At 66.0% G+C, this 23,506-nt stretch carries 22 protein-coding genes and 1 tRNA gene; 13 read left to right on the top strand and 10 right to left on the bottom strand.

Annotated features, from left to right (window positions below):
* Genes E3227_RS09570 through der form a run of 5 tightly spaced genes read left to right on the top strand, consistent with a single transcriptional unit; the run spans window position 1 to window position 4,487 of the window.
* Complete coding sequence (locus E3227_RS09570; RefSeq protein WP_144318302.1) at window positions 1-801, top strand: segregation and condensation protein A; 801 nt, start codon at window positions 1-3, stop codon at window positions 799-801.
* A gap of 11 nt (window positions 802-812) precedes the next feature.
* The gene (scpB, locus tag E3227_RS09565) at window positions 813-1,367 is read left to right on the top strand and encodes an SMC-Scp complex subunit ScpB (protein WP_144318301.1); all 555 of its coding nucleotides are present in this window, start codon (window positions 813-815) and stop codon (window positions 1,365-1,367) included.
* Window positions 1,368-1,414: 47 nt separating this feature from the next.
* Window positions 1,415-2,302, top strand: a complete 888-nt coding sequence (locus E3227_RS09560; protein ID WP_144318300.1) for a pseudouridine synthase — start codon at window positions 1,415-1,417, stop codon at window positions 2,300-2,302.
* The gene (gene cmk, locus E3227_RS09555; protein ID WP_136648526.1) at window positions 2,302-2,997 is read left to right on the top strand and encodes a (d)CMP kinase; all 696 of its coding nucleotides are present in this window, start codon (window positions 2,302-2,304) and stop codon (window positions 2,995-2,997) included. The genes E3227_RS09560 and cmk overlap by 1 nt, the downstream gene beginning before the upstream one ends.
* Window positions 2,994-4,487: a ribosome biogenesis GTPase Der gene (der, locus tag E3227_RS09550; protein ID WP_136648523.1), complete on the top strand. Its 1,494-nt coding sequence runs from the start codon at window positions 2,994-2,996 to the stop codon at window positions 4,485-4,487. Before cmk ends, der begins: the two co-directional genes overlap by 4 nt.
* Here the strand turns inward: der and E3227_RS09545 are convergent.
* Window positions 4,484-5,251, bottom strand: coding sequence for a class I SAM-dependent methyltransferase (locus E3227_RS09545; RefSeq protein WP_246062674.1), 768 nt, complete (start codon window positions 5,249-5,251; stop codon window positions 4,484-4,486). The genes der and E3227_RS09545 overlap by 4 nt on opposite strands.
* A gap of 24 nt (window positions 5,252-5,275) precedes the next feature.
* On the opposite strand from E3227_RS09545, the gene E3227_RS09540 reads away from it, so the two are divergent.
* Window positions 5,276-6,241 (top strand): diacylglycerol/lipid kinase family protein, encoded by a 966-nt coding sequence (locus E3227_RS09540; protein WP_170228664.1) that lies wholly within the window; start codon window positions 5,276-5,278, stop codon window positions 6,239-6,241.
* A 32-nt stretch (window positions 6,242-6,273) separates the two neighbouring features.
* On the opposite strand, the gene E3227_RS09535 is transcribed toward E3227_RS09540, so the two are convergent.
* Window positions 6,274-6,350: transfer RNA gene (locus E3227_RS09535), tRNA-Pro, on the bottom strand.
* Window positions 6,351-6,514: 164 nt separating this feature from the next.
* Between E3227_RS09535 and secA2 the strand changes: the two genes are divergently transcribed.
* The 5 genes from secA2 to E3227_RS09510 all read left to right on the top strand — a co-directional run bounded on the left by secA2 (window position 6,515) and on the right by E3227_RS09510 (window position 11,402).
* Window positions 6,515-8,806 carry an accessory Sec system translocase SecA2 gene (gene secA2, locus E3227_RS09530; protein ID WP_144318297.1) on the top strand — a complete coding sequence of 764 codons (2,292 nt, stop codon included), beginning with the start codon at window positions 6,515-6,517 and terminating at the stop codon, window positions 8,804-8,806.
* Between the two features lie 151 nt (window positions 8,807-8,957).
* On the top strand, window positions 8,958-9,386 hold the full coding sequence (gene odhI, locus E3227_RS09525; protein WP_136648515.1) for an oxoglutarate dehydrogenase inhibitor Odhl: 429 nt from the start codon (window positions 8,958-8,960) through the stop codon (window positions 9,384-9,386).
* Between the two features lie 46 nt (window positions 9,387-9,432).
* Window positions 9,433-10,167 (top strand): transcriptional regulator FtsR, encoded by a 735-nt coding sequence (gene ftsR, locus E3227_RS09520; RefSeq protein ID WP_170228663.1) that lies wholly within the window; start codon window positions 9,433-9,435, stop codon window positions 10,165-10,167.
* Entirely contained in the window at window positions 10,158-10,709 is a 552-nt protein-coding gene (locus E3227_RS09515; protein ID WP_144318296.1) for a bifunctional nuclease domain-containing protein, read from the top strand. Before ftsR ends, E3227_RS09515 begins: the two co-directional genes overlap by 10 nt.
* Window positions 10,710-10,823: 114 nt before the next feature.
* Window positions 10,824-11,402, top strand: a complete 579-nt coding sequence (locus tag E3227_RS09510) for a MerR family transcriptional regulator (protein WP_136648509.1) — start codon at window positions 10,824-10,826, stop codon at window positions 11,400-11,402.
* A gap of 1 nt (window position 11,403) precedes the next feature.
* Here E3227_RS09510 and E3227_RS09505 read toward each other — a convergent pair whose 3' ends face one another.
* Genes E3227_RS09505 through gndA form a run of 5 tightly spaced genes read right to left on the bottom strand, consistent with a single transcriptional unit; the run spans window position 11,404 to window position 18,112 of the window.
* The gene (locus E3227_RS09505) at window positions 11,404-12,810 is read right to left on the bottom strand and encodes a VWA domain-containing protein (protein ID WP_144318295.1); all 1,407 of its coding nucleotides are present in this window, start codon (window positions 12,808-12,810) and stop codon (window positions 11,404-11,406) included.
* A 42-nt stretch (window positions 12,811-12,852) separates the two neighbouring features.
* Window positions 12,853-13,902 (bottom strand): hemolysin family protein, encoded by a 1,050-nt coding sequence (locus E3227_RS09500; protein ID WP_144318294.1) that lies wholly within the window; start codon window positions 13,900-13,902, stop codon window positions 12,853-12,855.
* Window positions 13,899-15,278, bottom strand: a complete 1,380-nt coding sequence (locus E3227_RS09495; RefSeq protein ID WP_136648504.1) for a hemolysin family protein — start codon at window positions 15,276-15,278, stop codon at window positions 13,899-13,901. The genes E3227_RS09500 and E3227_RS09495 overlap by 4 nt, the downstream gene beginning before the upstream one ends.
* A 39-nt stretch (window positions 15,279-15,317) precedes the next feature.
* Window positions 15,318-16,610 (bottom strand): DEAD/DEAH box helicase, encoded by a 1,293-nt coding sequence (locus E3227_RS09490; RefSeq protein WP_144318293.1) that lies wholly within the window; start codon window positions 16,608-16,610, stop codon window positions 15,318-15,320.
* Between the two features lie 41 nt (window positions 16,611-16,651).
* Window positions 16,652-18,112, bottom strand: a complete 1,461-nt coding sequence (gene gndA / locus E3227_RS09485) for an NADP-dependent phosphogluconate dehydrogenase (RefSeq protein ID WP_136648501.1) — start codon at window positions 18,110-18,112, stop codon at window positions 16,652-16,654.
* Between the two features lie 91 nt (window positions 18,113-18,203).
* On the opposite strand from gndA, the gene E3227_RS09480 reads away from it, so the two are divergent.
* Complete coding sequence (locus E3227_RS09480; protein ID WP_136648499.1) at window positions 18,204-18,644, top strand: PaaI family thioesterase; 441 nt, start codon at window positions 18,204-18,206, stop codon at window positions 18,642-18,644.
* A gap of 9 nt (window positions 18,645-18,653) precedes the next feature.
* Here E3227_RS09480 and E3227_RS09475 read toward each other — a convergent pair whose 3' ends face one another.
* The gene (locus E3227_RS09475; RefSeq protein ID WP_144318292.1) at window positions 18,654-19,736 is read right to left on the bottom strand and encodes a magnesium and cobalt transport protein CorA; all 1,083 of its coding nucleotides are present in this window, start codon (window positions 19,734-19,736) and stop codon (window positions 18,654-18,656) included.
* A 122-nt stretch (window positions 19,737-19,858) separates the two neighbouring features.
* A complete protein-coding gene (locus E3227_RS09470; protein ID WP_144318291.1) occupies window positions 19,859-21,256 on the bottom strand; it encodes an NAD(P)/FAD-dependent oxidoreductase in 1,398 nt (465 codons plus the stop codon).
* A gap of 129 nt (window positions 21,257-21,385) precedes the next feature.
* On the opposite strand from E3227_RS09470, the gene E3227_RS09465 reads away from it, so the two are divergent.
* On the top strand, window positions 21,386-22,690 hold the full coding sequence (locus E3227_RS09465) for an SAM-dependent methyltransferase (RefSeq protein ID WP_144318290.1): 1,305 nt from the start codon (window positions 21,386-21,388) through the stop codon (window positions 22,688-22,690).
* Between the two features lie 105 nt (window positions 22,691-22,795).
* Here the strand turns inward: E3227_RS09465 and E3227_RS09460 are convergent, their stop codons facing one another.
* A complete protein-coding gene (locus E3227_RS09460; RefSeq protein WP_144318289.1) occupies window positions 22,796-23,506 on the bottom strand; it encodes a YceI family protein in 711 nt (236 codons plus the stop codon).

Raw genomic sequence — 23,506 nt, 5'->3', positions numbered from 1 at the left:
GTGGCAGAACAGCCCGAGATCACCGGGTTTACCCTGGTGCTGAACAACTTCGAGGGCCCGTTCGATCTGTTGCTCAACCTGATTAGCTCGAAGAAGCTCGACGTCACCGAGGTCGCGCTTGCCGAGGTCACTGACGAGTTCATCGCGTATACCCGCGCGCTGGGTCAACACGCAGGGCTTGACGAGGTCACCGAGTTCCTCCTCATCGCCGCGACCCTGCTTGACCTCAAAGCAGCGCGCCTTTTGCCCCGCGGCGAGACCAGCGACGCCGAAACGCTCGAACTCCTTGAATCCCGCGACCTGCTGTTCGCCCGGCTTTTGCAGTACCGCGCCTACCAGCGCGTCGCAGAGCAATTCAGTCAGTGGCAGAAAACGGCGGCACGGCGCTACCCGCGCGCGGTGTCGATGGAGGAGCAGTTCGCCGACCTGCTCCCGCCGGTGTCGCTCGGGCACACGCCCGCGAGCGTCGCGGTGCTGGCGGCAAGCGTCTTCCGGCCCCGCCCGCCCGAACAGGTGCGCACCGACCACGTCCACTCCCAGGCAGTGTCCGTGCCCGAGCAGGCGGGCCACATCCTCACCGCGCTCAAGCTGGCCGGCGCGCAGAACTGGGTCACCTTCGGCGCGTTGACACGGGACTGTACCCGCTCTATCGAGGTCGTCGGCCGGTTCCTCGCGCTGTTGGAGCTGTTCAAGGCCCGCGCCGTCGACGCCCGCCAGGAAGAGGCGCTCGGCGCGTTGGATGTGTCCTGGACCGGCCGCGACGTCGACCCGGCCGTCGTAGCGGCGAGCAACTGGACGTAGAATCAGCGCGCATGGACGCTCTCCCCATGGTCTCGCAGCTGCGCTCGCGGCTGGAGTCGGTGATGCTGGTTCTGGACTCCCCGGCGCCCGTCGGGGCGTTGGCGCGGGCTGTGGATGCGGGTGAGGGGGACGTCGAGAAGCAACTGCGGCTGTGGGCCGAGGAACTCGACGCGCGGGGTAGCGGGATCGACCTGCGCGAGACTGCCGAGGGGTGGCGGCTGTACACCCGGCCCGACAACGCCGCCGCGGTCGAGGCTTTTCTTCTCGACGGCACCCAGTCGACGCTGTCTCGCGCGGCGCTGGAGACGCTGGCGGTGGTCGCGTACCGCCAGCCGGTGACCCGTTCGCAGGTCTCCGGCGTGCGTGGCGTCAACGTCGACGGCGTGATGCGCACGCTGACCCTGCGCGGGCTGATCGCCGAGGTCGACCCCGAGGAGGCGACGGGGGCGCGCCGTTACGTCACCACCGAGTTGTTCCTCGAGTTGCTGGGGATTGACTCGCTCGAGCGGTTGCCGGAGCTTGCCCCGCTGCTTCCGGAAATCGACTCCATCGAAGATGCCTGGTAGGGTCGTGAGAGTTCATAACCGCATACAGTCTTGCAAAAGGATCACATATGACTCCCCCCGCTCGCCGAGACGGCACACCGGATAGAGAGAAGAACGACCCGTTCTATATCTCCTATGCGAAGCCGGCGAAGAAACAGAACGTCACCCCCCACCCGCTCGAGGACAACTGGTGGGATGACCCGTCGGAAAAGAAACCAGCCACCGAGGGTGTGCGCCTACAGAAGGTGCTCGCCCAAGCGGGCGTCGCCTCGCGTCGCCACGCTGAGATCATGATCGCCCAGGGCCGCGTCGAGGTCAATGGCACCCGCGTGACCACTCAGGGGATACGCGTCGACCCCGCGCGCGACGTCATCCGCGTCGACGGCACCCGCATCAACGTCAACGAAGAACTTGAGTACTTCGTCTTCAATAAGCCCCGCGGCGTGCAGTCCACGATGAAGGACGAGATGGACCGCACCTCGGTGGGCAGCTACCTCTCGGAGCGAACGGCCTCGGGCCAGCGCCTGTTCCACGTCGGACGCCTCGACGCCGACACCGAGGGGCTGCTGATCTTGACTAACGACGGCGAGCTCGCCAACCGGCTCATGCACCCGCGCTACGAGATCGCGAAAACCTACATGGCCACCGTGCTCGGCGAGGCGAAGCCGACCCTGGTGAAGACGCTGCGCGAGGGCATCGAGCTTGACGACGGCCCCGCGAAGGCCGACTACGTCCAAATCGTCGACACCCACAACGGCCAGTCGATCATCCGCGTCGAGCTGCACGAGGGCCGCAAGCACATCGTGCGCCGCATGCTCAAGGCAGCCGGTCACCCGGTGCAGCGCCTCGTGCGCACCAAGGTGCACACGGTTCAGCTCGGCGACATGAAACCCGGCTCGCTGCGCGCGCTCAACGCGGCGGAGCTGACCTCTTTGTACAAGGCGGTGGAGATGTAATGGCGCTTTCCAACATGCCCAGCGGCGGGCTGATCGTCGCCGTCGACGGCCCCTCCGGGACGGGCAAGTCCACGACATGCCGCCGCCTCGCGAAAGAACTTGACGCGAAGTACATCGACACCGGCGCGATGTACCGCGTGGCCACCCTCGCGGTGCTGCGCGCAGGCGTCGATCCCGCGGACGCCGAGGCGGTAATCGACGCCACCCGCGAGCTGCCCCTGTCCGTGTCGGACGACCCCGACTCCACCGAGGTTCTGCTCGGCGGCGAGGACGTCTCGGGCATTATCCGTGGCCCCGAGGTGACCCGCAACGTCTCCGCGGTCTCCGCCATCCCGCAGGTGCGCGAGAACCTCGTCGCGCTGCAGCGCAAGCTGGCGGCCGACGCGCACCGCGCGATCGTCGAAGGCCGCGACATCGGCACCGTCGTGCTGGTCGACGCCCCCGTCAAGGCGTTCATGACGGCCTCAGCGGAGGTCCGGGCCAAGCGCCGCTACGACCAGGACATCGCGGCCGGGCGCGAGGCGGACTTCGAGACCGTTCTCGCGGACGTGCAGCGCCGCGACGAGCTCGACTCCACGCGCGCCACCAGCCCGCTCGTCCCAGCCGAGGACGCGACCATTATCGACACCTCCGAGATGGACCGCGACGACGTGCTCGCAGCCCTGATCGCCCTGGTGGAAAGGAGCGCACTGTGAGCGAGCACGACGAGTTTGAGATCGAGTTCGACGAGACTAGCTTCGACGAATCGGAATTCGGTGAGGCCGACTTCGGCGAGCCCGAGTTCGACGATTCCGAACTCAGCGACGAGGAATGGGCCGCGCTCGAGGAGGAGTTCGGTGTCAGCGGCCCCGAGATGGTGGAGGAGGCCCTGCCGACCGTCTCTATCGTCGGGCGTCCGAACGTGGGTAAGTCCACGCTGGTCAACCGGTTCATTGGGCGTCGCGAAGCTGTTGTCGAGGACCACCCGGGGGTGACCCGCGACCGGGTGAGCTACATCAGCGATTGGAACGGGCGCCGCTTCTGGGTCCAGGACACCGGCGGCTGGGATCCCGACGCGCGCGGCCTTCACGCCGCGATCGCGCACCAGTCGGAGGCCGCGATGGAGACCTCCGACGTGATCGTCATGGTCGTTGACTCCCACACGGGCATCACGGAGACCGACGCGGTGATGGCGCGCAACCTGCAGCGCTCGGACGTGCCGGTGATCCTGGTGGCCAACAAGTTCGAATCCGAGTCGCAGTGGGGCGACGTCGCGGAGTTCTACTCCCTCGGCCTGGGCGACCCGTGGCCGGTCTCGGCACTGCACGGCCGCGGCGGTGCGGACGTCCTGGACGAGATCCTGCGCCTGTTTCCGGCCAAGCCCCGCGCGGCGGACTCGATTACGGAGGGTCCGCGCCGCGTGGCCATCGTCGGGCGGCCCAACGTGGGCAAGTCAAGCCTGCTTAACAAACTGTCGCGCTCGAACCGTTCGGTGGTGGACAACGTCGCCGGCACCACCGTCGACCCGGTCGATGAGCTGATCCAGCTCGACGGGGCGCTGTGGAAGTTCATCGACACCGCCGGGCTGCGCAAGAAGGTGAAAAACGCCCAGGGCCACGAGTACTACGCGTCGCTGCGAACCCGCGGCACCATCGAGGCGGCGGAGGTGTGCGTCGTGCTGATCGACGCCTCCCAGGAGATCTCGGAGCAAGACCAGCGCGTTATCTCCATGGTGCTCGAGGCCGGTAAAGCCATGGTGATCTGCTTTAACAAGTGGGACCTGATGGACGAGGACCGGCGCTACTACTTCGACCGCGAGTTCGACGAGATGATGGGTCACCTGCCGTGGGTGACCAAGCTCAACATCTCCGCCGACACCGGGCGCGGCCTGCACCGGCTTGAGGCGGCCATGACCGAAGCGTTGGAGAACTGGGACAAGCGCATCTCCACCGGCCAGCTCAACAACTGGCTGCGCGAGACGATCGCCGCGAACCCGCCGCCGATGAAGAACAACCGCCTGCCGCGCGTGCTGTTTACAACGATGGTGTCCACGCGACCGCCGACAATCGTGCTGTTTACCACCGGGTTCCTCGACGCCGGCTACCGGCGTTACCTTGAGCGGAAATTCCGCGAGCGCTTCGGCTACCACGGCACGCCGATCCGCGTGGCGGTGCGGATCCGGGAGCGCCGCCAGAAGCCGCGCTAGCGCTGCCGGCGGTAGATGAAGGCGTCCGTGCGGTAGGGCAGCGGCAGCACCTGGCCGGGATCAAACCCGAGGCGCTCGTAGAGGTACCAGGTCAGGTTCGCCCGCATCTTCGCGCGGGTGGCCTCGCTGGCGCGCAGCCAGTACGAGCGCGTGGCCATGAGCTGGAACAGCCCGTCGGTACTCATCGGCATCAGCCACGTCTCGCGGTGCTCGCGCGCCAGCGCCCACGGCGGGTTCACCTCGGGGTAGAAGCCGTCGCGCTGCACGTCCCCGGAGTGCATGATGCGGCTTAAGCGCAGCACCCACGGGTGGCGCACGTCGAGGGTGTTCCAACACAACAGCAGCTCTCCGCCGGGCGCGATCACGCGGTCGGCCTCGCTGCTCGCGGCGCGGACGTCGACCCAGTGCCACGTCTGGGCGCAGGTCAGCGCGTCGACGGAGGCGTCGGCAAGCGCTGTGGCCTCGGCGGTGGCGCGCCACACGGGCACCTCCGGCAGGCGGGTGGCAAAGACCCGGACCATGTCGTCGGAGGGGTCGCACGCGAGGACGCGGCGGCCGGGGCTGAGCAGCGTTTCGGTGAGCTTGCCGGTGCCGCAGCCGATGTCGGCGACGGTGGCGGGGGAGTCTAAGAGCTCGCCGACGCTCGCCGGGTAGGTCGGCCGGATGTCGTCGTAAAGCCCCGCACCCTGCGTAAACGCGAGCGCAGCGGCGGATCTGTGCGCTGCATCGCGAAACGCGGGAGAATCTTTCCGGCTGGGCTTCATGGCTAACAACATATATTGGTCAGCGTGGACTCCCAGCACCGAGACAAGGCCGTCGTCGTGTACAACCCCGCCAAGGTGGATGAGCGCGCGCTGCGCTCCCTCGTTACCACCCACGCGCCGGAGAACATGCGCATCGAGTGGGTGGAAACGACCCCGGAAGACTCCGGCTACGCGCAGGCCACCGCCGCGGCGCAGGCGGGCGCCTCCGTCGTGCTCGCCGCCGGGGGAGACGGCACCGTGCGCCTCGTTGCCTCCGCCTTGGCGTCGACGGGAGTCGCACTCGGCATCATTCCCGCGGGCACGGGAAATCTGCTCGCCCGCAACCTAGCGCTCTCCCTCGACCTGGAGGATTCCGTCAAGCGCGCCTTCTACGGCACCGACGACACCATCGACATCTGCGAGGCTAGGCTGCACTGGGATGACAACTCCAACGACGTGATGCGCTTCGTCGTCATGGCGGGCGTGGGCATCGACGCGCAGATGGTGGAAAACACCGACGAGGACCTAAAGAAGCGGATCGGCCAGCTCGCCTACGTACCGGGGGTGCTCCGGTCTCTCGGGGGCGGCAATAGCGTGAAGGCCACCTTTACCTTCGACGGCCAGCGCGTGGCCAAGAAGCGGCTGCACACGCTGATCATCGGCAACTGCGGCGACGTCTACACCAACGTGCCCCTGTTGCCGCACGCCGTGCCTGACGACGGCGCCCTCGACCTCGTGGCGATCGCCCCGCGCAGCCCGTGGGGCTGGATCCGCATCGGCGTGGGGATCGGCGTGAACACGCTGGTAAGGCTGTGGAACCGGGATCCGCGCAACGTCGATAAGCAAATGAACGTGCCGCGCCCGCCGAACGCGCTGACCTACGCCAAGGGGGAGCGGGTGACGGTGCAGTTCGCCTCACCCGAAGTGTTCGAGGTCGACGGCGACCCCGTGGGCCGGGTGCGCACCGTGGAAATTGACATCAAGCCCGGCGCGCTGAAGGTGCGGGTATAAAAAAGGGCCGCACCCAATGAGTGCGACCCGATTGGTCGGGCTAACAGGATTTGAACCTGCGACCCCTACACCCCCAGTGTAGTGCGCTACCAAACTGCGCCATAGCCCGTTGTAATCAATGCGCCGCGACGAGCGCGACAACGTGGTTAAGGTTATCGCACAGGCGCGCGGAAGAACTAATCGGCAGGTAGTGACCCCGACGGGTTGCGGTGACGTAGAGTCGAGCGAGGAATTTAGCCACCAACAGGTGACGGAAAGGTCAGGTGAGAGCGGATGGGCACATTCGACTGGTTCTGGAAGGCGATGGGCTCGACCAACGAGCGAGCCGACAAGAAGTCGAAGGGCATCGTCGATCGCGCAGGCGCGCTGGCCGCCGATCTGAGCTCCCGTAGCGACGACGAGGTCGCGGCCGCCGTGCGCTCGGCGGTCTCTGAGCAGGGGATCGTCGACAAGCCGCTGTTTCTCGCCGGCCTGTCCGAGGCGGCGACGCGCACCTTGCGCATGACCCCGTTTCACGTGCAGAGCCAAGCCGTGCTGCGCCTGCTTGAGGGCGACGTGATTCAGATGGATACCGGCGAGGGCAAAACGCTTGTCGGGGCGATGGCCGCGACGGGGTTCGCCCTGACCGGCAAGCGCGTGCACCTGATCACGGTGAACAACTACCTCGCCCAGCGCGATGCGCAGTGGATGCGCCCGCTGGTCGAGTTCTTCGGGCTGAGCGTGGCGGCGGTGACGGAGGCGTCGACACGCGATGAGCGCGTTGCGGCGTACCGCTGCGACGTCGTCTACGCGCCCGTCGCCGAGATTGGTTTCGACCACCTGCGCGACAATCAGATCACCCACCGCAGCCAGACGGTCCAAGCCCCAGCGGACGTCGCGCTCGTCGACGAGGCGGACAGCGTGCTTATCGACGAAGCCCTGGTGCCGCTCGTGCTCGCCGGCACCGTGGGCGCGCAGCAGGCTACCGGGCAGATCACCGAAGCGGTGTCGCACCTCGTCGAGGGGCGCGACTACGCAATCGACGCCGAGGGCCGCAACGTCTCGCTCACCGACGACGGGGCGCGCTCCGTCGAGCGCGCGCTGGGTATCACCTCGCTCTACGACGCCGAGCACGTCGGCGATACCCTCGTGCGCGTCAACCTCGCCCTGCACGCCAAGGCCCTGTTGATCCGCGACGTGCACTACATCGTCGACGAGGGCAAGGTCTCGCTTGTCGACGCCTCCCGCGGGCGCGTCGCCGAACTCCAGCGCTGGCCCGACGGGCTGCAGGCCGCGGTAGAGGCCAAAGAAGGCTTGAGCGTCTCCGAGGGCGGCCGGATCCTCGACTCGATCACCCTGCAGGCGCTGATGCGGCGCTACCCAATCGTCTGCGGCATGACGGGCACCGCCGTGGAGGCGACCGACCAGCTGCGCACGTTCTACGGGCTCGGGGTGTCCGTGATCGAGCGCGCCACGCCGACGCGGCGCTTCGACGAGGCGGACAGGATCTACGCCACCGCCGAGGAGAAGAACCGGGCAATTGTCGATGAGATCGCCCACCTGAACGCCACCGGCCAGCCCGTGCTCGTGGGCACCCACGACGTCGCGGAATCGGAGGCGCTCGCGGAGGCGCTTGAGCAGCGCGGCATCACGGCGAGCGTGCTCAACGCCAAAAACGACGCCGAGGAAGCCCGCATCATCGCCGAGGCTGGTGACGTTGGCCGGGTCACGGTGTCGACGCAGATGGCGGGCCGCGGTACCGACATCCGTCTCGGCGGTGCCGACGAGACGGCGCGGGAGGAGGTGGTGAACCTCGGCGGGCTGGCCGTAATCGGCACGGCGCGCCACCGCACCGCGCGACTGGACAACCAGTTGCGCGGCCGGGCGGGGCGCCAGGGGGACCCGGGCCTGACCCTGTTCTTTGTGTCCCTGGAAGACGACGTCGTGGTCGTGGGTGGCGCGGACAGCTCCGTGACCGCGCGACCGGGTGCGGACGGGCGTATCGACGACCCCCGGGTCCACAGCTTCGTCGAGCACTGCCGGCGCGTCACCGAGGGGCAGCTGCTGGAGATCCACGCCCAGACCTGGAAGTACAACAAGCTGCTCGCCGACCACCGCGACATTCTGGATACCCGCCGCGCGGCCCTGCTGGACACGCCGACCGCCTGGGAGGAGCTCGCGCGCCGCAACCCGCAGCGCGCCGCGGAGCTCGAGCACTTGCCTGAGGAGGTGCTCAACCAGGCGGCCCGCGAGATCATGCTTTTCCACCTCGACGATGAGTGGAGCGAGCACCTTGCCCTCATGGATGACGTGCGCGAGTCGATCCACCTGCGCGCTATCGCCCGGGAAACGCCGATTGACGAATATCACAGGATCGCGGTGCGCGAGTTCAAGGATCTCGCTAACCGGGCCGTCGACAAGGCGGAGCAGACCTTCGCCGATGTCGTCATCGACGAGGCCGGCGCGCACCTTGCCGACGCCGGCTGGAAGCGACCCAGCGCTACCTGGACGTACATGGTTAGCGACAACCCGCTCGCGGGTAGCGGAAACTCCTTCATTTCGGGAGTTGCCAACATGTTTCGCTAACCGTTGAGTTCGGCGGCGAAGCGCGGCGGTTGTAAACTGCACGTGTTGCTACAGCGAGTGCCATTGCCCCCGCCGCGGACGCGATGCCGGTACTATGGCAAGCAGTTGTTTAGAAATCCGCAGACATTCACAAACAGCGTCAGGAGAGATAATGAGCGAGAACACTGGTGCGCCGGAGACCCAAGTAGAGACCACTTCGGTTTTCCGCGCAGACCTGCTGAAGGAAATGGAATCTGGCGCGGCGCCGTCGAACGCGGCAACTGGCGCTGAGAATCTTCCTGAGGGCGCTGCACTCCTCGTTGTCAAGCGCGGCCCGAACGCTGGCGCACGCTTCCTGCTGGACCAGGACACCACCACCGCTGGCCGCCACCCGGAGGCGGACATCTTCCTTGACGACGTCACCGTGTCGCGTCGTCACGCAGAGTTCCGCCGCAACGAGGGCTCTTTCGAGGTAGTAGATGTGGGCTCGCTCAACGGCACCTACGTCAACCGCGAGCCCCGTAACTCCCAGACCCTCGCCACCGGCGATGAGATCCAGATTGGTAAATTCCGCCTCGTCTTCATCTCCGAAGACAAGTAGGCCCCAGCTTCCAACCAACCGAGCCTGAGTACGAAGTTTGAGCACCGTGAGCGCGATTCGCAAAACCTCTCCGCAGCAGCCCGCCAAAGCTGCTAAGCCCGCCAAGACAATGTCGATCGGCGTTGTTTTGGAACGCCTGCGTGAAGAGTTCCCTGATGTCACGGTGTCGAAGATCCGCTTCCTCGAGTCGGAGGGGCTGATCACCCCGCAGCGAACCGCGTCCGGCTACCGCCGGTTTACCGATGCCGACGTCGACCGGTTGCGTTACATCCTGGTCACCCAGCGCGACAACTACCTGCCGCTGAAGGTGATCCGCGAACAGCTTGAGGCGATGGACTCCGGCCAGGTCACCGCGATCGTGTCACCGGCTGATAGCGCGCCGATGATTTCCCCGGAGAACTTCCGCGCGCCGGCTGCAACCAAGCTAACGGACGTCGATGTCGCCGAGCAGGCGAAGGTGGACGGCGCTGTCGTCGACCAGCTCATCGCCGCGGGGCTGGTCACGCCTGACGCGGCGGGCCACTTCACGGCGGATGACGTGCACATCGCGTCCACCGCGGCGGCCCTCGCGGAGTTCGGTTTCGACGAGCGTCACCTGAAAACGCTGCGCACGACTGCCTCGCGCCAGGCGGATCTGATCGCCCGCGTCACCCAGCCGGTGGCGAAGTCGCGCCAGGTCAGCGCGGAGCAGAAGGCCGAGGAGATCGGCCAGCAGCTCACCGCACTTGTGGTCTCGCTCCACGCGTCTTTGGTGAAGAACGAGCTTAACAATTGGCGATAGCCCAGCTCGCGGGGATCTACCCGCTTGGTCCCGAGAAATACCTCTGCGCCGTTCTGCTCGTCGAGGGGACGTCGCGCTGCCTGCCCGTGTGGCTGCCGCCCGTTGAAGGTGCGCGCCTGATCGCCCGCGCGGCTGGCTGGCACCCGAACCGCCCCCACGCCACGGACGCTCTCGTCGAGCTCGCCCAGGCAATGGCGGTCGGGCCCGAATCGGTAGAGATCGCTAGCTACCACGAGGGCGTGTTCGCCTGCGCCCTCAACTTCGGCGATGGGACATCGGCGGAGATGCGCCCCTGCGATGCGCTCGCGGTTGCGCTTAAGCTGGACCTTGCGCTCGAGGTCGATGAGTCCGTAATCTCAGCCGCGTCGCTCTGGTTGTCGCCAGAGGACGCCGCGCAGTACTTCGAGCTTGAGCTTGACGACGAGCGCTTGGACGACGACGCGCCCCAGCCGCAGGGCGACGACGAGTTTGAGCAGCTCATGCGCAACCTGGGCGTGGACGAGAACGACCTCGGTGGGGGGGATGGGACAGAAGAACCCTAAAGTTAAAGTTTGGGTTTAAAGTTCGGCGTGTTGCGCTCTGTGGGCTTGACCCCAGCCTAAGCTTGGCATTTAATAAGCATTAGGCCCACATCCAAACTTCATGGGAGTAATTACGTGAGCGAGAACTTCGAAACCCAGCCCCAGGGGACTGCCAACGCAGCCCCAATCCAGGAGACCTTGTTCGACGTGGGCCCCTCTGATGAGGTGGGCTACCGCGTTCCCATTGCCTGCCAGGTCGCGGGCATCACCTACCGCCAGCTCGACTACTGGGCCCGCACCAACCTCGTGCGCCCGTCGATCCGCGGCGCCAAGGGCTCCGGCTCCCAGCGTTTGTACTCCTTCAAAGACATCCTCGTGCTCAAGATTGTCAAGCGACTCCTCGACACCGGGATCTCCTTGCAGAACATCCGACTCGCCGTGGACAAGCTGCGCGACCGCGGCGTCAACGACATCGCGGAGATCACCCTCGTCTCCGACGGCACCACCGTTTACGAGTGCCGCAGCAGCGAGGAGATCATCGACCTTCTCGGCGGGGGACAGGGTGTTTTCGGCATCGCCGTCCCGCAGATCATGCGCGAGCTGACCGGCACCATCTCGTCCTTCCCCTCGGAGCGCATCTCCGAGGACGTGGCCGAGGCCGGCGTGTACTCCATCGACGAGCTCGCCGCCCGCCGTCGCCGCAAGACCTCCTAGGCTACGGCGCAATCCCCGACGCGGCCTTGACCGCGTCGGCAACCTGCCCTTGGCTCGGCGCATCCGCGGCCGAGGTGCTCGCCCGCCGCAGCGCCTGGTCCTGCTGGCCCTCGCCCACGTGGACCACTGAGACGGTCACGCCAGCGCCCGCCGCGTCAGTTACCGCCTGGGCAAAAGCCTCATCGTCGCCGCCGTCCGCCGTACCGGTGGTGACCACCACGACGCGGCTCGGCAGGCCCGTTTCAGCGGTCTCTCGCACGGCTGCGGTAACGGCCTCCCTTGTCTGCGGCTGGCCGCCAGTCATGAACCGGTTCGCCGACTGCACAACCTCACCCGCGTTGGGCGTAAACGTCACGTTGCGGCGGTAACCCTGGGTCACACCCGGGGTCAGCGGCGAGGAGTAGTTCCACAGCGCCACCTGGTGACCGGCGCCAGCAACGGACTCGGCGGCCGCCGCGATGCCCTGCGCGGCCGCGTCGAGGTAGGGGGCCATGGCCTCGGAGGTATCGAGCACGAACAGCGTGTTCGTCGGCCCGCCGTCGGCGATGGTCGCACCCGTTTCGGTGTTGCGGGTAATCTCCTCGCCGCCGCTCGGCGTCGCCGCCGCCCACACGATGTCCGAGATCGTCGGCTGCTCAGCCGGCTGCTCGGTGAAGTTCTCGGCCGCGACGCGAACGAAGTCCTGGCCAGCCCGGGATTGCTCCTCGGTGACGTTGTCGCCCTGGTTCAGCGGGATCGCGGTGTAGACGATCGCCGCATCCAGCGGGCTAAAGTTCAAGCCCTCGGGAACGCTGCTCTCCGCGGTGGCGATGTACTGGGCGTTTTCTTGGGCGTCGTCAAGCGTGGCGACGCGCTGGTTGGTCAACGCGTTGACCGCGTCCTGGTCGTTGGGGGCCAGCGTGGCAGCGACCAGGGCAGAGGCGGAGGGCTCGTCGTTGACCGGGAAGGCGACCGCGCCCAGCTCGACCTCCGCTGCAGAGGCCGGCGCCTGCGCTCCGGCCAGGCCGACCTTCTCCGCGTAGACGGGGCTGGGCTCCGAGGTGGCAGCCGTCCGGTTCTGAGCGGCCAGCTCCTGGTGCGCCACCGGGGTGTTGGGGGCGATGTAGACGGCTGCGTCGGCAATCGACTCAACGAGGGTGGGTTCGACGCAAAAGTCGCGGACGACGGGGTTGACGTTGGAGTAGGCGTCGATAAGCGAGGATGCGACGGCCTGATCGGTCGCGGCGACTGGGAGAGCGAGATCGCCCGCGACGCAGGCGGGCGCTTGCCCGCTAGCCTCTGTGTCGCCGTCGCCGCGGGTTGACACGAACGCGATCGCCACGCCGAAGAGCAGCACCGCGACGACGAGGGCCGCGATGACCCCGCCCGAGAGCGCGTAGTTATTCTTCCCGGATGCGTGCCGAGCCATAAGTGACCACCCTTTCAGCGTATAAGCTAACTAAAACCTATCTTAAGACTCGTGTGTCCAGTCGGACACCGTGCCGACGTACTCCTCAATGATGTCTTCGAGAGCGAGCACGCCGATGAGTTCGCCGTTGACGCGGACCTGCGCCATGTGCGCGGAGCGGCGGTGCATGGAGGTCAGGGCGTCGTCAAGCGAGCCTTTGCCGTCGACGATGCTGAGACGGCGGATCCGCGACACCGGGACCACTGGATCGACCTCGTCGGATTCCATCAGGTCCAGGATGTCCTTGACGTGCAGGTAGCCGACCAGCGCGCCGCCGGAGCGCTCTACCGGAAAGCGCGAGAAGCCGGTCGTGCGCACGGCGTGCTCGATGGTGGACAGGGCGATGCCGCGCGTCGAGTACGGGATCGTGGTCAGCTTCTCCAGCGGGATCATCACCTCCTTCAGGCTGCGCGATTCAGAGCGCAGCGCCTTGGCCAGACGCGCGGTTTCCTCCGCGTCGAGCAGGCCCTCCTCGCGCGACTCCATGATCATGTTCGCTAGCTGCTGCTCGTCGACGGTGGATTCGAGCTCGTCGCGCTGCTCGATGCCGAACGCCTTGAGTGTCTTGCGCGCAACCCAGTTCAGCGCGCGGATGATCGGGCCGGTGATGGTGACCCACATCTGCATCGCCGGCGTGAGCCACAGCGCGAGCTGCTCAGGGCCTGCGATCGCGATGTTCTTCGGCACCATCTCGCCGAAGAGGATGTGCAGCCAGGAGATAATCGCCAGGGCGATGACGAACGCGATCGGGTGCAGCAGATCCGCGGGCACCCCGAGCGCCATGAACGGCACCTCGATGTAGTGCGCGATCGCGGGCTCGGCGACCTTGCCCAAGATGAGAGAGCAGATCGTGATGCCGAACTGGGCGCCCGCGAGGTAGATCGAAAGGTGCTCAATTGAATGGATAACCCGCTGCGCCTCCTTTTTGCCCTGCGCGGCCATAGACTCGAGGCGGTCGCGGCGCGAGGAGACAAGCGCGAACTCCGAGGCGACGAAGAAGGCGTTAAACGCCAGCAGGACGGCGATGAGGAAGAGGGCGAGCCAGATGCTCATGAGGTGGCCTCCTTCGAGGCAGAGGGCACGGGGGTCAGAATCGCCCTATCCACTCGCCGCTCATCCATCACGGTGACGTGGGCGGTCCAGCGCCCCGCGTTGCCCGACTCGAAATCCTCCTGGAACCCGCCGCCGGTCTCTGGCAGTAAGACCTTATCGCCGAGGACGGGGACGCGGCCGAGGGTGGACATGATCAGCCCGCCAAGGGTCTCGTAGGGGCCATCCGGGGCGGTGTAACTCAGGCGCTCGCTGAGCTCGTCGAGGCGGACGAGGCCGGAGACCTCCCAGGAGAGGCCGAAGCGCTGGAAGTCGCGCTCGGATTCGCGGTCGTCGTACTCGTCGTAGACCTCGCCGAGGAGCTCTTCGACGACGTCCTCGATGGAGACGAGCCCCTGGGTTCCGCCGTACTCGTCGGCGATGAGCACCACCTGCGAGCCCGCCGAGCGCACCCGGTTGAGCACCGAGTCCCCGTCGAGGGTGCCCGGGATGAAATGCACGGGGCGCGCCAGCTCGCCGAGCTTGACGCTGCTGCGGAGCTCCTTGTCCACGGAGAAGGCATCCTTGATGTGGACCACGCCGACGGTGTCGTCGAGGTCGCCGCGGCGGACGGGGAAGCGCGAGTGGCCCGAGGAGCGCGACAGCGCGATCAGGTCGTTGACGGTGTCCTCCACGTCGAGGGACTCGATCGTGGAGCGCGGCGTCATGAACTCTTCGGCGGTCGATTCGCCGAACTGCAGGGAGCGGTCGATCACCCGGGCGGTCTCGGCGTCGAAGCTGCCCGCCTCCACGGAGTTGCGCACCATCACGCCGAGCTCTTGGCCCGAGCGTGCCGACGCCAGCTCGTCCGCCGGCTCAATCCCCAGCTTGCGCACGAACCAGTTGGCGGAGCGGTTGAGCGCCTTGATGAACCACTTCAGAGCGGTGTTGAACGCGTTGACGGGAGGAACGACGAACCGCGCGGTCGCGAGCGGCTCAGTGATCGCCATGTTCTTGGGCACGAGCTCGCCGAACACCATAGACAAAAATGTCGCCACGATCAGCGCCAGGATCAGCGCGACCGTCTGGCTCGCGTTCGCGTTCAGGCCGACGAGTTCAAGCAGGGGAGTGAAGAACTGGCCCAACACCGGCTCGGCCAGATAACCCGCGGCCAGGGTGGTCACGGTGATACCGAGCTGCGCGCCGGAGAGGACGAAGGAGAGGTTCGAGTGGTCCCTCGCTACGGCCCGCGCGGTGCGGTCTCCCTTATCGCGGACGTGCGCGTCGACGGTGGAGCGCTCGAGGCCGGTCATGGCGAACTCGATGGCCACGAACAGGCCCGTCGATGCGGTCAGCGCGATGAATCCGACTAGGGAGAGGATGGATATGAGTATGTCCATGTCTGTGAAAAGGACGCCGACCGTGCACCCGGGGGTGCGTTAGCTGCGCCCGCTACTCCTTCGTGGGCGGCGCCGTGAAGAGCGCCCTGCGGGGTTCGATGGTTTGCCGTTGCGCGCCGTGGTGGCCCGCTTCGTCTGCTGCGGTTGCCCGGGCGGCGGCAGCGGGGTGCCGGAGGGTGTGCGTGCGCCTGTAATTTTAGCCAACTCGGCGGACTCTGCTGTGACGCGCACCGGTGTCGCACTGACCCCGGCCTTGTTCATCAACTGCTGGACTTCCTTTTCCTGCTCATCAAGCACGAGCGTGACGACGGTCCCGGACGACCCCGCGCGCGCCGTCCGTCCTGCGCGGTGCAGGTAGGCCTTGTGCTCGGCGGGAGGGTCGACGTGGACAACGAGGGAGACGTCGTCAACGTCGATGCCGCGCGCGGCGATGTCGGTGGCGACAAGCACGGGCGCGGAGCCGTCGCCGAAGCCCTCGAGGGCGCGGGTGCGCGCGCCTTGGCCCTTGTCACCGTGCAGGCCCTGGGCGTTGATGCCGGCGCGGCGCAGCTTCTTTACCTGCCGGTCCACGCCGTGCTTGGTGCGCATGAACATGATGGTCTTGCCCTCGCGCGCGCCGATGCGCAGCACCACATCTCCGCGCTCGTCGCGGTCGCCGACCAAGAGCCGGTAGTGCTCCATCGTGCCGACGGCGGCCTGGACCGGCGCGGTCGAGTGCGTCACTGGGTTGGTCATGTAGCGCGCAATGAGCTTTTCGACGTCCCCATCCAGCGTCGCTGAGAACAGCAGCCGCTGGCCGCCCTTCGGCGTGCGGTCGAGGAGCTTGCGCACCTGCGGCAAAAATCCCATGTCCGCCATCTGGTCCGCCTCATCCAGCGCGGTGATCTCGACGTGGTCGAAGAACAGCTTGCGCTGGTTGATCAGGTCTTCTGCGCGACCCGGGGTGGCCACGAGCACGTCGACGGGCGCGGCGAGGGAGCGCAGGTGGTTGTTAATGTTGACGCCGCCGACGACGTCGAGAAGCCGAAGGCCGAGCGCGGCCGCGGGGTCGTCGAGACGCTCGCGAATCTGGGTGGCCAGCTCGCGGGTTGGGGCGAGGATCAGACCCCTCGGGTGGCCAGGCTTCGACGGGGCTCCCGCCAGCCGGGCCAGCATGGGCAGGCCGAAGGTGAAGGTCTTTCCCGAGCCCGTCGGGCCGCGGCCGAGAACATCGCGGCCGGCCATCGCGTCCGGGATCGCCTCTTCCTGGATGGGGAAGGGCTCGGTGATGCCCTGCTTGGCCAAAACGTTGACTATGGGGCGGGGGAGGCCGAGGTCGGCGAAAGACGTCATTGCTGCGATGCTACCTGCTGCGGGGGCAAGCCCCCTAACCGCTAGTAGCTCAGCTCCTCGCGGTCGCCCGACCAAGCGGTGTGGAACGTACCCTCCATGTCCACGCGGCGGTAGGTGTGCGCGCCGAAGAAGTCGCGCTGGCCCTGGATCAGAGCGGCCGGCAGGCGCTCGGAACGCAGGGAGTCGTAGTAGGACAGCGAGGAGGCGAAGACCGGGATCGGCAGGCCGAGCTGCGTGGCGACGACCACGACGCGGCGCCAGGAGTCAATCAGCCCGCCCTCGAGCTCAGCCTTGAAGTAGGGATCCAGTAGCAGAGACGGCAGCTCCGGGTCCTTCTCGTAGGCCTCGGTGATGCGGTTGAGGAACTTCGCGCGGATGATGCAGCCGCCGCGCCAGATGCGGGCGAGGTCACCGGGCTTGATGTCCCAGTTGTAGGCCTGAGAACCGGCGTTGATCTCGTCGAAGCCCTGCGCGTAGGCGACGAGCTTGGAGGCGTAGAGGGCGCGGCGCACGTCCTCGATGAACTGCTCCTTGTCCACGCCGAGGGCCTCCAGCGTGGTGGTTTCCCCGGAGGGAAGGCCGATGCGCTGTGCGGCCTCGCGCTGCGCGAGTGCCGACGACAGGGCGCGGGCGAAGACGGCCTCGCCGATGCCGGTGACCGGAACGCCGAGGTCAAGGGCTTCCTTGACGGTCCAGCGGCCGGTGCCCTTCTGGCCCGCGGCGTCGACGATGACGTCGATAAACGGGGTTCCGGTGTGGCGGTCGACCTGGCGCAGGATCTCGGCGGTGATCTCGATCAGATAGGAGTTGAGGTCGCCCTGGTTCCACTCGGCGAAGATCTCCGACATCGCCGCGGGCTCGATCCCGGCGGCGTAGCGCAGCAGGTGGTAGGCCTCGCCGATGACCTGCATATCCGCGTACTCGATGCCGTTGTGCACCATCTTGACAAAGTGGCCCGCCCCGTCGGGGCCGATGTGCGTCACGCAGGGCACGCCGTCGACCTTCGCGGAGATGTCCTCCAACAGCGGCCCGAGGGTCTCCCAGGATTCCTTCGGCCCGCCGGGCATGATCGACGGCCCGTTGAGCGCGCCCTCCTCGCCGCCGGAGATGCCGGCGCCGACGAAGTGGCGGCCGCGCTGGGCGATCTCCTGCTCGCGGCGGATCGTGTCGGTGAACAGGGCGTTACCGCCGTCGATGATGATGTCGCCGTCTTCCATGGCGTCGGCAAGCTGCTCAATCACGGCGTCCGTCGCAGGGCCGGCCTGGACCATGATGATGGCCTTGCGCGGGCGCTCAAGGGAGGCGACGAAGTCCTCGATGGTTTCGGAGGCGATGAAGTCGCCCTCGTGGCCGTGCGCCTCGATGACCGCGCGGGTCTTCTCCGGGGAGCGGTTGAAGATGGCCACAGTGTGGCCCTTGGAGGCGAAGTTGCGCGCGAGGTTGGAGCCCATGACGGCCATCCCCACGACGCCGATCTGGGCGAGCTTGTTACCGGTAGTCATGGGTGAGATACTACGCGGTGCCGAAACGCTACGTCATAGTTCTTTGCAAGTTTTGCATACTTTCTGACAGTGTTAAACGTATAGTGGTGGCATGGATCACAGGTTTGGCAGCGAGCCGATTACTTCACCATTAACCGATGAAGAGCTAGAAGGCGTCAACGCCGTAAATCAAGGGCTGGCGAATACCCTCGGGATCGTCATCACGTACGTCTCCCGCGACCACACGGAGGGCTACGTCGACGTAACACCGGAGCACCACCAGATCACAGGCATCGCCAACGGCGGCCTGTACTGCTCGATCGGGGAGACCCTCGGTTCTATCGCAGCGGTGGCTAACTCCGGCGCTGCGGCAGTCGGCATGAGCAACTACACCGACCTGCTCGGCAGCGTGAAAGAGGGGCGTATCGACGCCGTCGCGGTGCCCGTGCACATCGGCCGGACGACTCACCTGTGGCGCGTGGAGATGTACCACGAGGCCAAGCTCGTGGCCACCACGAACCTCAAGCTGATGATCCTGCGCGATCGCAGCTAGAACCCGTCCTTACAACCAGTGGTTCTTCCGGAACCACCAGTACATCACGCCCATCACGGTCGCCATCAGGATTAGGATCGCCGGATACCCCCAGCGCCACGCGAGCTCCGGCATGTACGCGAAGTTCATGCCGTAAATGCCGGCGATCATGGTCGGGGCGGCCGCCATACCAACCACGGCGGAAATGGTGCGCATGTCGCTGTTCTGCTGCATGTTAACCTTCGCCACGGAGGCGTCGAGAAGCGACGAGAGCCGCTCGTCGAACCCGGAGACGTGATCGCTGACAATCATCGCGTTGTCCTGGACGTCGCGGAAGTACGAGCGCAGCATCTTGCGCAGCATGTCCTTGTTGTTCATCAGCCCTGAGCGCAGCGCTGGTCCGAGCGGGTCGATGGCGTGGCGCATTTCCAAGATCTCTCGCTTGTACATGTAGATCTTGTCGATGTTGATGTCGCGCCTGGGCGTGAACACCTCGTTTTCCAGCTCGTCGACGTCGCGCCCGAGCGCGGTGGCAACCTTGAGGTAGTTGTCTACGACGTGGTCAAACACCTTCCACGCGGCGGCGGGCGGGCCGAGGATCGCCAGCTCCTCGTCCTCCTCGAGCTCGAGCGTCAGGTCGGGCAGGGGAGCCTTGTGGCGGATGGTGATGGCGAATCTCGGCCCGAGCACGACCTGCACCTCGCCGGTGGAGATGATCTCGCGGGCGTCGTCGACTTCCTCGTCGTCGCGGTAGTACACGGAGCGCACGACCATGAACAGCTGGTCGTCGTAACGCTCCATCTTCGGGCGCTGGTGCGCGTCAACGACGTCATCAACGATGAGGTCGTGCAGGTTGAAGATCTCGGCGATGCGCTCCATCTGCGTCGTGTTCGGCTCGCTGAGAGACAGCCAAAGAAACGCGTTCTCATGATCCTCGACCATCTTCAAAGCCTGGGTCACCCGCGCCTCGCCGGGCAGCTTCTTGCCGTCGAGGAAGATGCGGCAGAAGTCGACGTTGCGCTCAATCGGGATCGGCACGCTCCTTGAGGAGGGCTCAGATGCGGCATCGGGGCGTTTGCTGCGTTGCAGAGGCAGCGGTAGGCGTGGCGGCATGGTGTGTTGGCCCCCTTCAAGCGAAGCGCGGTGAATTACTTAAGTGAAAAAGAATGATACGCCATGGCGCGCAACAGCCCGGTTCCGCGAGCGGAGACCGGGCTGAAAACGGGGGTAGAGAACTAGTTCTCGCCGTTGGTGTCGCGCAGCTCCGGCAGAGCGTCCTCGTCGGTAGCCAAGTCGCGCAGCTTCAGCAACGCGGTGCGGCCGTGCATCTGCGACAGGGTAGTGGCCAGGTTGTAACGCTTCGGGCTCAGAGCGTTGGCGAACCAGGACAGCATGGTGACGAACTGGTTGCGCACGCCCACCAGGAAGGAGACGTGGACTGCAAGCCACATCAACCAGCCGGTGAAGCCGGTGACTTCAACCTTGCCGATCTTGACCACGGCGTTGAAGCGGGAGACGATAGCCATCGAGCCCTTATCGAAGTACTCGAAGTCGTCGCGGGCCTCTGGGGCCACGTCGTGCTCGACCTGCTCCTTGATGATCTTCGCGACGTACTCGCCGGTCTGGATAGCGACCTGAGCAACGCCCGGGAGGCGGTCGCGGCTCATCATGTCACCGATGATGAAGACGTTGGACTTGTCGCCCACGGTGAGGTCGGCGTTAACCGGAACCTTGCCGTTGCGCTCGGCCTCGACACCGACCTGGTCGGCGATCAGCTTGCCCAGCGGGGAAGCCTGCACGCCGGCGGACCAGATCTTGGTCACCGACGGGATCGTGGTTTCCTGCTCGGTCTTGGTGTCCTTGTAGGTCACCGATTCCTCGTCGACGTTTACCACCATGGAGTTGAGGACGACGGTGACGCCCTTTTTCTCCAGCTCGCGCTGCGCGCGCTTGCCGAGCCGCTTACCGAAGGGGGGAAGCACCTGGGGCAGGCCGTCGATAAGCACAATCTTTGCCTGGGAGGGAACGAAGTTGGAGTAAACGTGCGCGAAGGAGCGGTGCGCCATCTCGGCGATCTGCCCGGCAAGCTCAACACCGGTCGGGCCGGCGCCGACGATGACGAAGGTGAGGAGGCGGTCGCGCTCCTCGGCGGTCTGAGCGACCTCAGCGCGCTCGAAGGCGGTGATGATGCGGGCGCGGATTTCCAGCGCGTTGTCGAGCGTCTTCAGGCCGGGAGCGAACTCCGCGAAGTGATCGTTTCCGAAGTAGGACTGGCCGGCGCCCGCTGCGACGATCAGGGAGTCGTAGGCGTAGGTGCGGGAAAACTCGCCCTCGTGAGCAGTCACGGTTTGGGCCTCGACGTCGATGTCAGTAACATCGCCACGCACCACGTCAACGTTGTCCTGGCCGGAGAGGATCTGTCGCACGGAGGTCGCGATCTCGCCGGTGGAAAGGATGCCGGTTGCCACCTGGTACAGTAGCGGGGCGAACAGGTGGTGGTTGGTGCGGTTGATGATGGTGACGTCGACATCGGCGTCAGCAAGCTCGCGAGCTGCGAAAATGCCGCCGAACCCGGCGCCGATAATGACGACGTGGTGGCGGTTACCTGACGGGCGTAATGCTGTTTCAGCCATAGGTGTACCTTCCTTGCGGGACGTGGTTAGCTATCTGTTGCACATATTACGCCTTTGCCAAGATTTCGTGGACGCAAGCCCCGACGTGCCTGCCGCCTCCGGGGCATGTCAGTCGTTAGAGTTGGACGAGTGTTGACCGCCCCGGACGTTCCAGAGCACCTTGTAACGGTGGATGCCCACGCCTGGCCGGGTTTGCTGGCCATCCCAACAGGCCCAGCGGCGGGTTTGAAGGCGCGGGTCGCCGAGGCCAAATTCGCCGGCGCCTGCGCGGCTGCTGGGATCGAGCTTGACTCGGGCCGCGGCGCGGAACTCAGAGTCGAATACGACATGTTGTTCCGCCGCATCGCCGAAAGCGGCTGGGTGGGCCTCGCCGAAGGGTTCATGGCGGGGGAATGGTTTGCAACCAGCAGCGAGGTGCTTGTCGACGTCCTCACCAAGCTGCTTCAGTCCAACTACCGGCCTAAGACCCCGACAATTAGCCCGAAGCATCTCGACGGCGGCGGGGAGATCCCGGCCGAGCTAGTACAGCATTTTGCCGGCGACCGGATGAGCGGTTTCGCGGGTCATTTCGCGACGGGCGTGCCCACGACGCAGCGCGTTCGCGTGAAATCCCAGCAGTCGCGTTCCGCTCCGGCGTATTTCGTCGACGTGACGGAGTACTCAGAGCCCATCGACGCGTCCCGCGACGACCTGGGCGACGTGCAGCAGCGCTCTGTGCAGATGCTTCTCGACGCCTGCGCAACCGGCCGCGGTACGCATCTGCTGGAGTTCCCGTCCTCGGGGGGCGCGGTGTCGCTCGCGGCGGCAGGCCGGGGAGCGGTTGTCGACGCGTGGGCCGCCGATGAGCACGCCGCGGACGCGTTGCGCGACCGAGTGGTGTACGCGGGCGTCGGCGGTGCTGTCCACGTCGAGCTCATGGGGCCGGAGTGGACGCGTGCGACTAACCGGCGCAGCTTCTACGACGCAGTGGTCAGCGTGGAGCGGCTCGAGACATTAACTCCCGCGAGCAAGGCGCAGTACTTATCCGCCGTCGGCCACCTCGTCGACCCGGGCGGGCGCGTGGCTGTGCAGACCGTGATGCGCACGGCGGCCTTCACACCGGCGGCCGACGCCGCGCTGCAGTCACTGCGGGCTTATATCTGGCCGGGGCTGAGCTTCTCGACACCCGATGAGCTCACGCGGATCGTCGACCGGCGAACGCCGCTGCGGATTGTCGCGCAGACGCGGGCACCGGCGCACCTCGCGGCGTCGCTACGCCTGCAGCGCGAGATGTTCGACAGCCGGCTGCGCGAGGCTGCGGCGGACGGATTCGATCAGGTGTACCGGCGCCTGTGGCAGTGGCAGTTCGCACTGCGCGAGGCGCTGGCGCGGTTGGAGATGCTGGACGTGGTCCAAGTGACCCTCGTGCCGCGCGACCGGCGGGGGCGGCGCTAGGCGACGGGAGCGTGGGCGTCATCAAGCTTTAGTTGACATAATGTACATTATCGGACAATGACTTGCACAGGGCTGATGCCCCTTATTTACGTAACGTTACGTTTTTTAGCGGACCTTCTCCAGGTTCAGGCGGATGTTGACTTCGCCTTCGTCGGCGATCTTGGCAGCCACCAGCTCTGGGGTCTTCACGCCGAAGTCCTCGCGGCTGATTGGGATGTCGCCCGCGACTACGATGTTGTCGCCGGTGCGCAGAGCCTCGAACTCGTGGGTAATGCGGTTGGTCTCGCCGCGGATTGTCAGATCGCCCGTCAGTGTCACAGTTCCCACCGTGCCATCGGATGGCAACTGGCTCACGTCCGCGGGCTCCGTCACGCTGAACGTGGCCGTTGGGTAATCATCGGTGTTGAGGACTGAGCGACGGACGTTAACGTCGCGCCGATCGTTGTCTGTGGCAACACTCCTCATGTCTACAGTGATCTCGCCGGCCGTCAGCGTACCCGCCTCGATCTGAACCTCACCTTCGACTTCGCGCGTAGAGCCGGACGTCATCTTGCGCTCGGCCGGCAGGATCTCGAAGAAAGTGAATCCCGCCGAAGTCTGGTTTGGGCCGAGCTCGTTGGTAACGTCCCACACCCCGTCGACCTCCGTCGTCGCCGGGCGCGCGCCCTCAGCGTTGATGCCCTCTGTTTTCACACCGTGATCGCCGAACAGCAAGGCGTAGACGACCGGCACGATTGCCAGCGCCGCCAACGCGAGGATGAATATAATTGCGAAAATAAGGACTGGCTTGGGGATCTGACGTTGCCTGTTCACCAT

The sequence above is a fragment of the Corynebacterium sanguinis genome, assembly GCF_007641235.1.
GTDB lineage: Bacteria > Actinomycetota > Actinomycetes > Mycobacteriales > Mycobacteriaceae > Corynebacterium > Corynebacterium sanguinis.
Note: the sequence above shows the minus strand (reverse complement) of the source record. Positions and strands in the feature narration are given on the sequence as shown.

Bases quoted from the DNA above. Each gene is read 5' to 3' on its own strand.
- scpB (WP_144318301.1), top strand. From the start codon at position 813: ATGGACGCTCTCCCCATGGTCTCGCAGCTGCGCTCGCGGCTGGAGTCG.
- E3227_RS09560 (WP_144318300.1), top strand. From the start codon at position 1,415: ATGACTCCCCCCGCTCGCCGAGACGGCACACCGGATAGAGAGAAGAAC.
- cmk (WP_136648526.1), top strand. From the start codon at position 2,302: ATGGCGCTTTCCAACATGCCCAGCGGCGGGCTGATCGTCGCCGTCGAC.
- E3227_RS09545 (WP_246062674.1), bottom strand. From the start codon at position 5,251: ATGAAGCCCAGCCGGAAAGATTCTCCCGCGTTTCGCGATGCAGCGCAC.
- secA2 (WP_144318297.1), top strand. From the start codon at position 6,515: ATGGGCACATTCGACTGGTTCTGGAAGGCGATGGGCTCGACCAACGAG.
- odhI (WP_136648515.1), top strand. From the start codon at position 8,958: ATGAGCGAGAACACTGGTGCGCCGGAGACCCAAGTAGAGACCACTTCG.
- E3227_RS09505 (WP_144318295.1), bottom strand. From the start codon at position 12,810: ATGGCTCGGCACGCATCCGGGAAGAATAACTACGCGCTCTCGGGCGGG.
- E3227_RS09500 (WP_144318294.1), bottom strand. From the start codon at position 13,902: ATGAGCATCTGGCTCGCCCTCTTCCTCATCGCCGTCCTGCTGGCGTTT.
- E3227_RS09495 (WP_136648504.1), bottom strand. From the start codon at position 15,278: ATGGACATACTCATATCCATCCTCTCCCTAGTCGGATTCATCGCGCTG.
- E3227_RS09490 (WP_144318293.1), bottom strand. From the start codon at position 16,610: ATGACGTCTTTCGCCGACCTCGGCCTCCCCCGCCCCATAGTCAACGTT.
- gndA (WP_136648501.1), bottom strand. From the start codon at position 18,112: ATGACTACCGGTAACAAGCTCGCCCAGATCGGCGTCGTGGGGATGGCC.
- E3227_RS09480 (WP_136648499.1), top strand. From the start codon at position 18,204: ATGGATCACAGGTTTGGCAGCGAGCCGATTACTTCACCATTAACCGAT.
- E3227_RS09475 (WP_144318292.1), bottom strand. From the start codon at position 19,736: ATGCCGCCACGCCTACCGCTGCCTCTGCAACGCAGCAAACGCCCCGAT.
- E3227_RS09470 (WP_144318291.1), bottom strand. From the start codon at position 21,256: ATGGCTGAAACAGCATTACGCCCGTCAGGTAACCGCCACCACGTCGTC.
- E3227_RS09460 (WP_144318289.1), bottom strand. From the start codon at position 23,506: ATGGTGAACAGGCAACGTCAGATCCCCAAGCCAGTCCTTATTTTCGCA.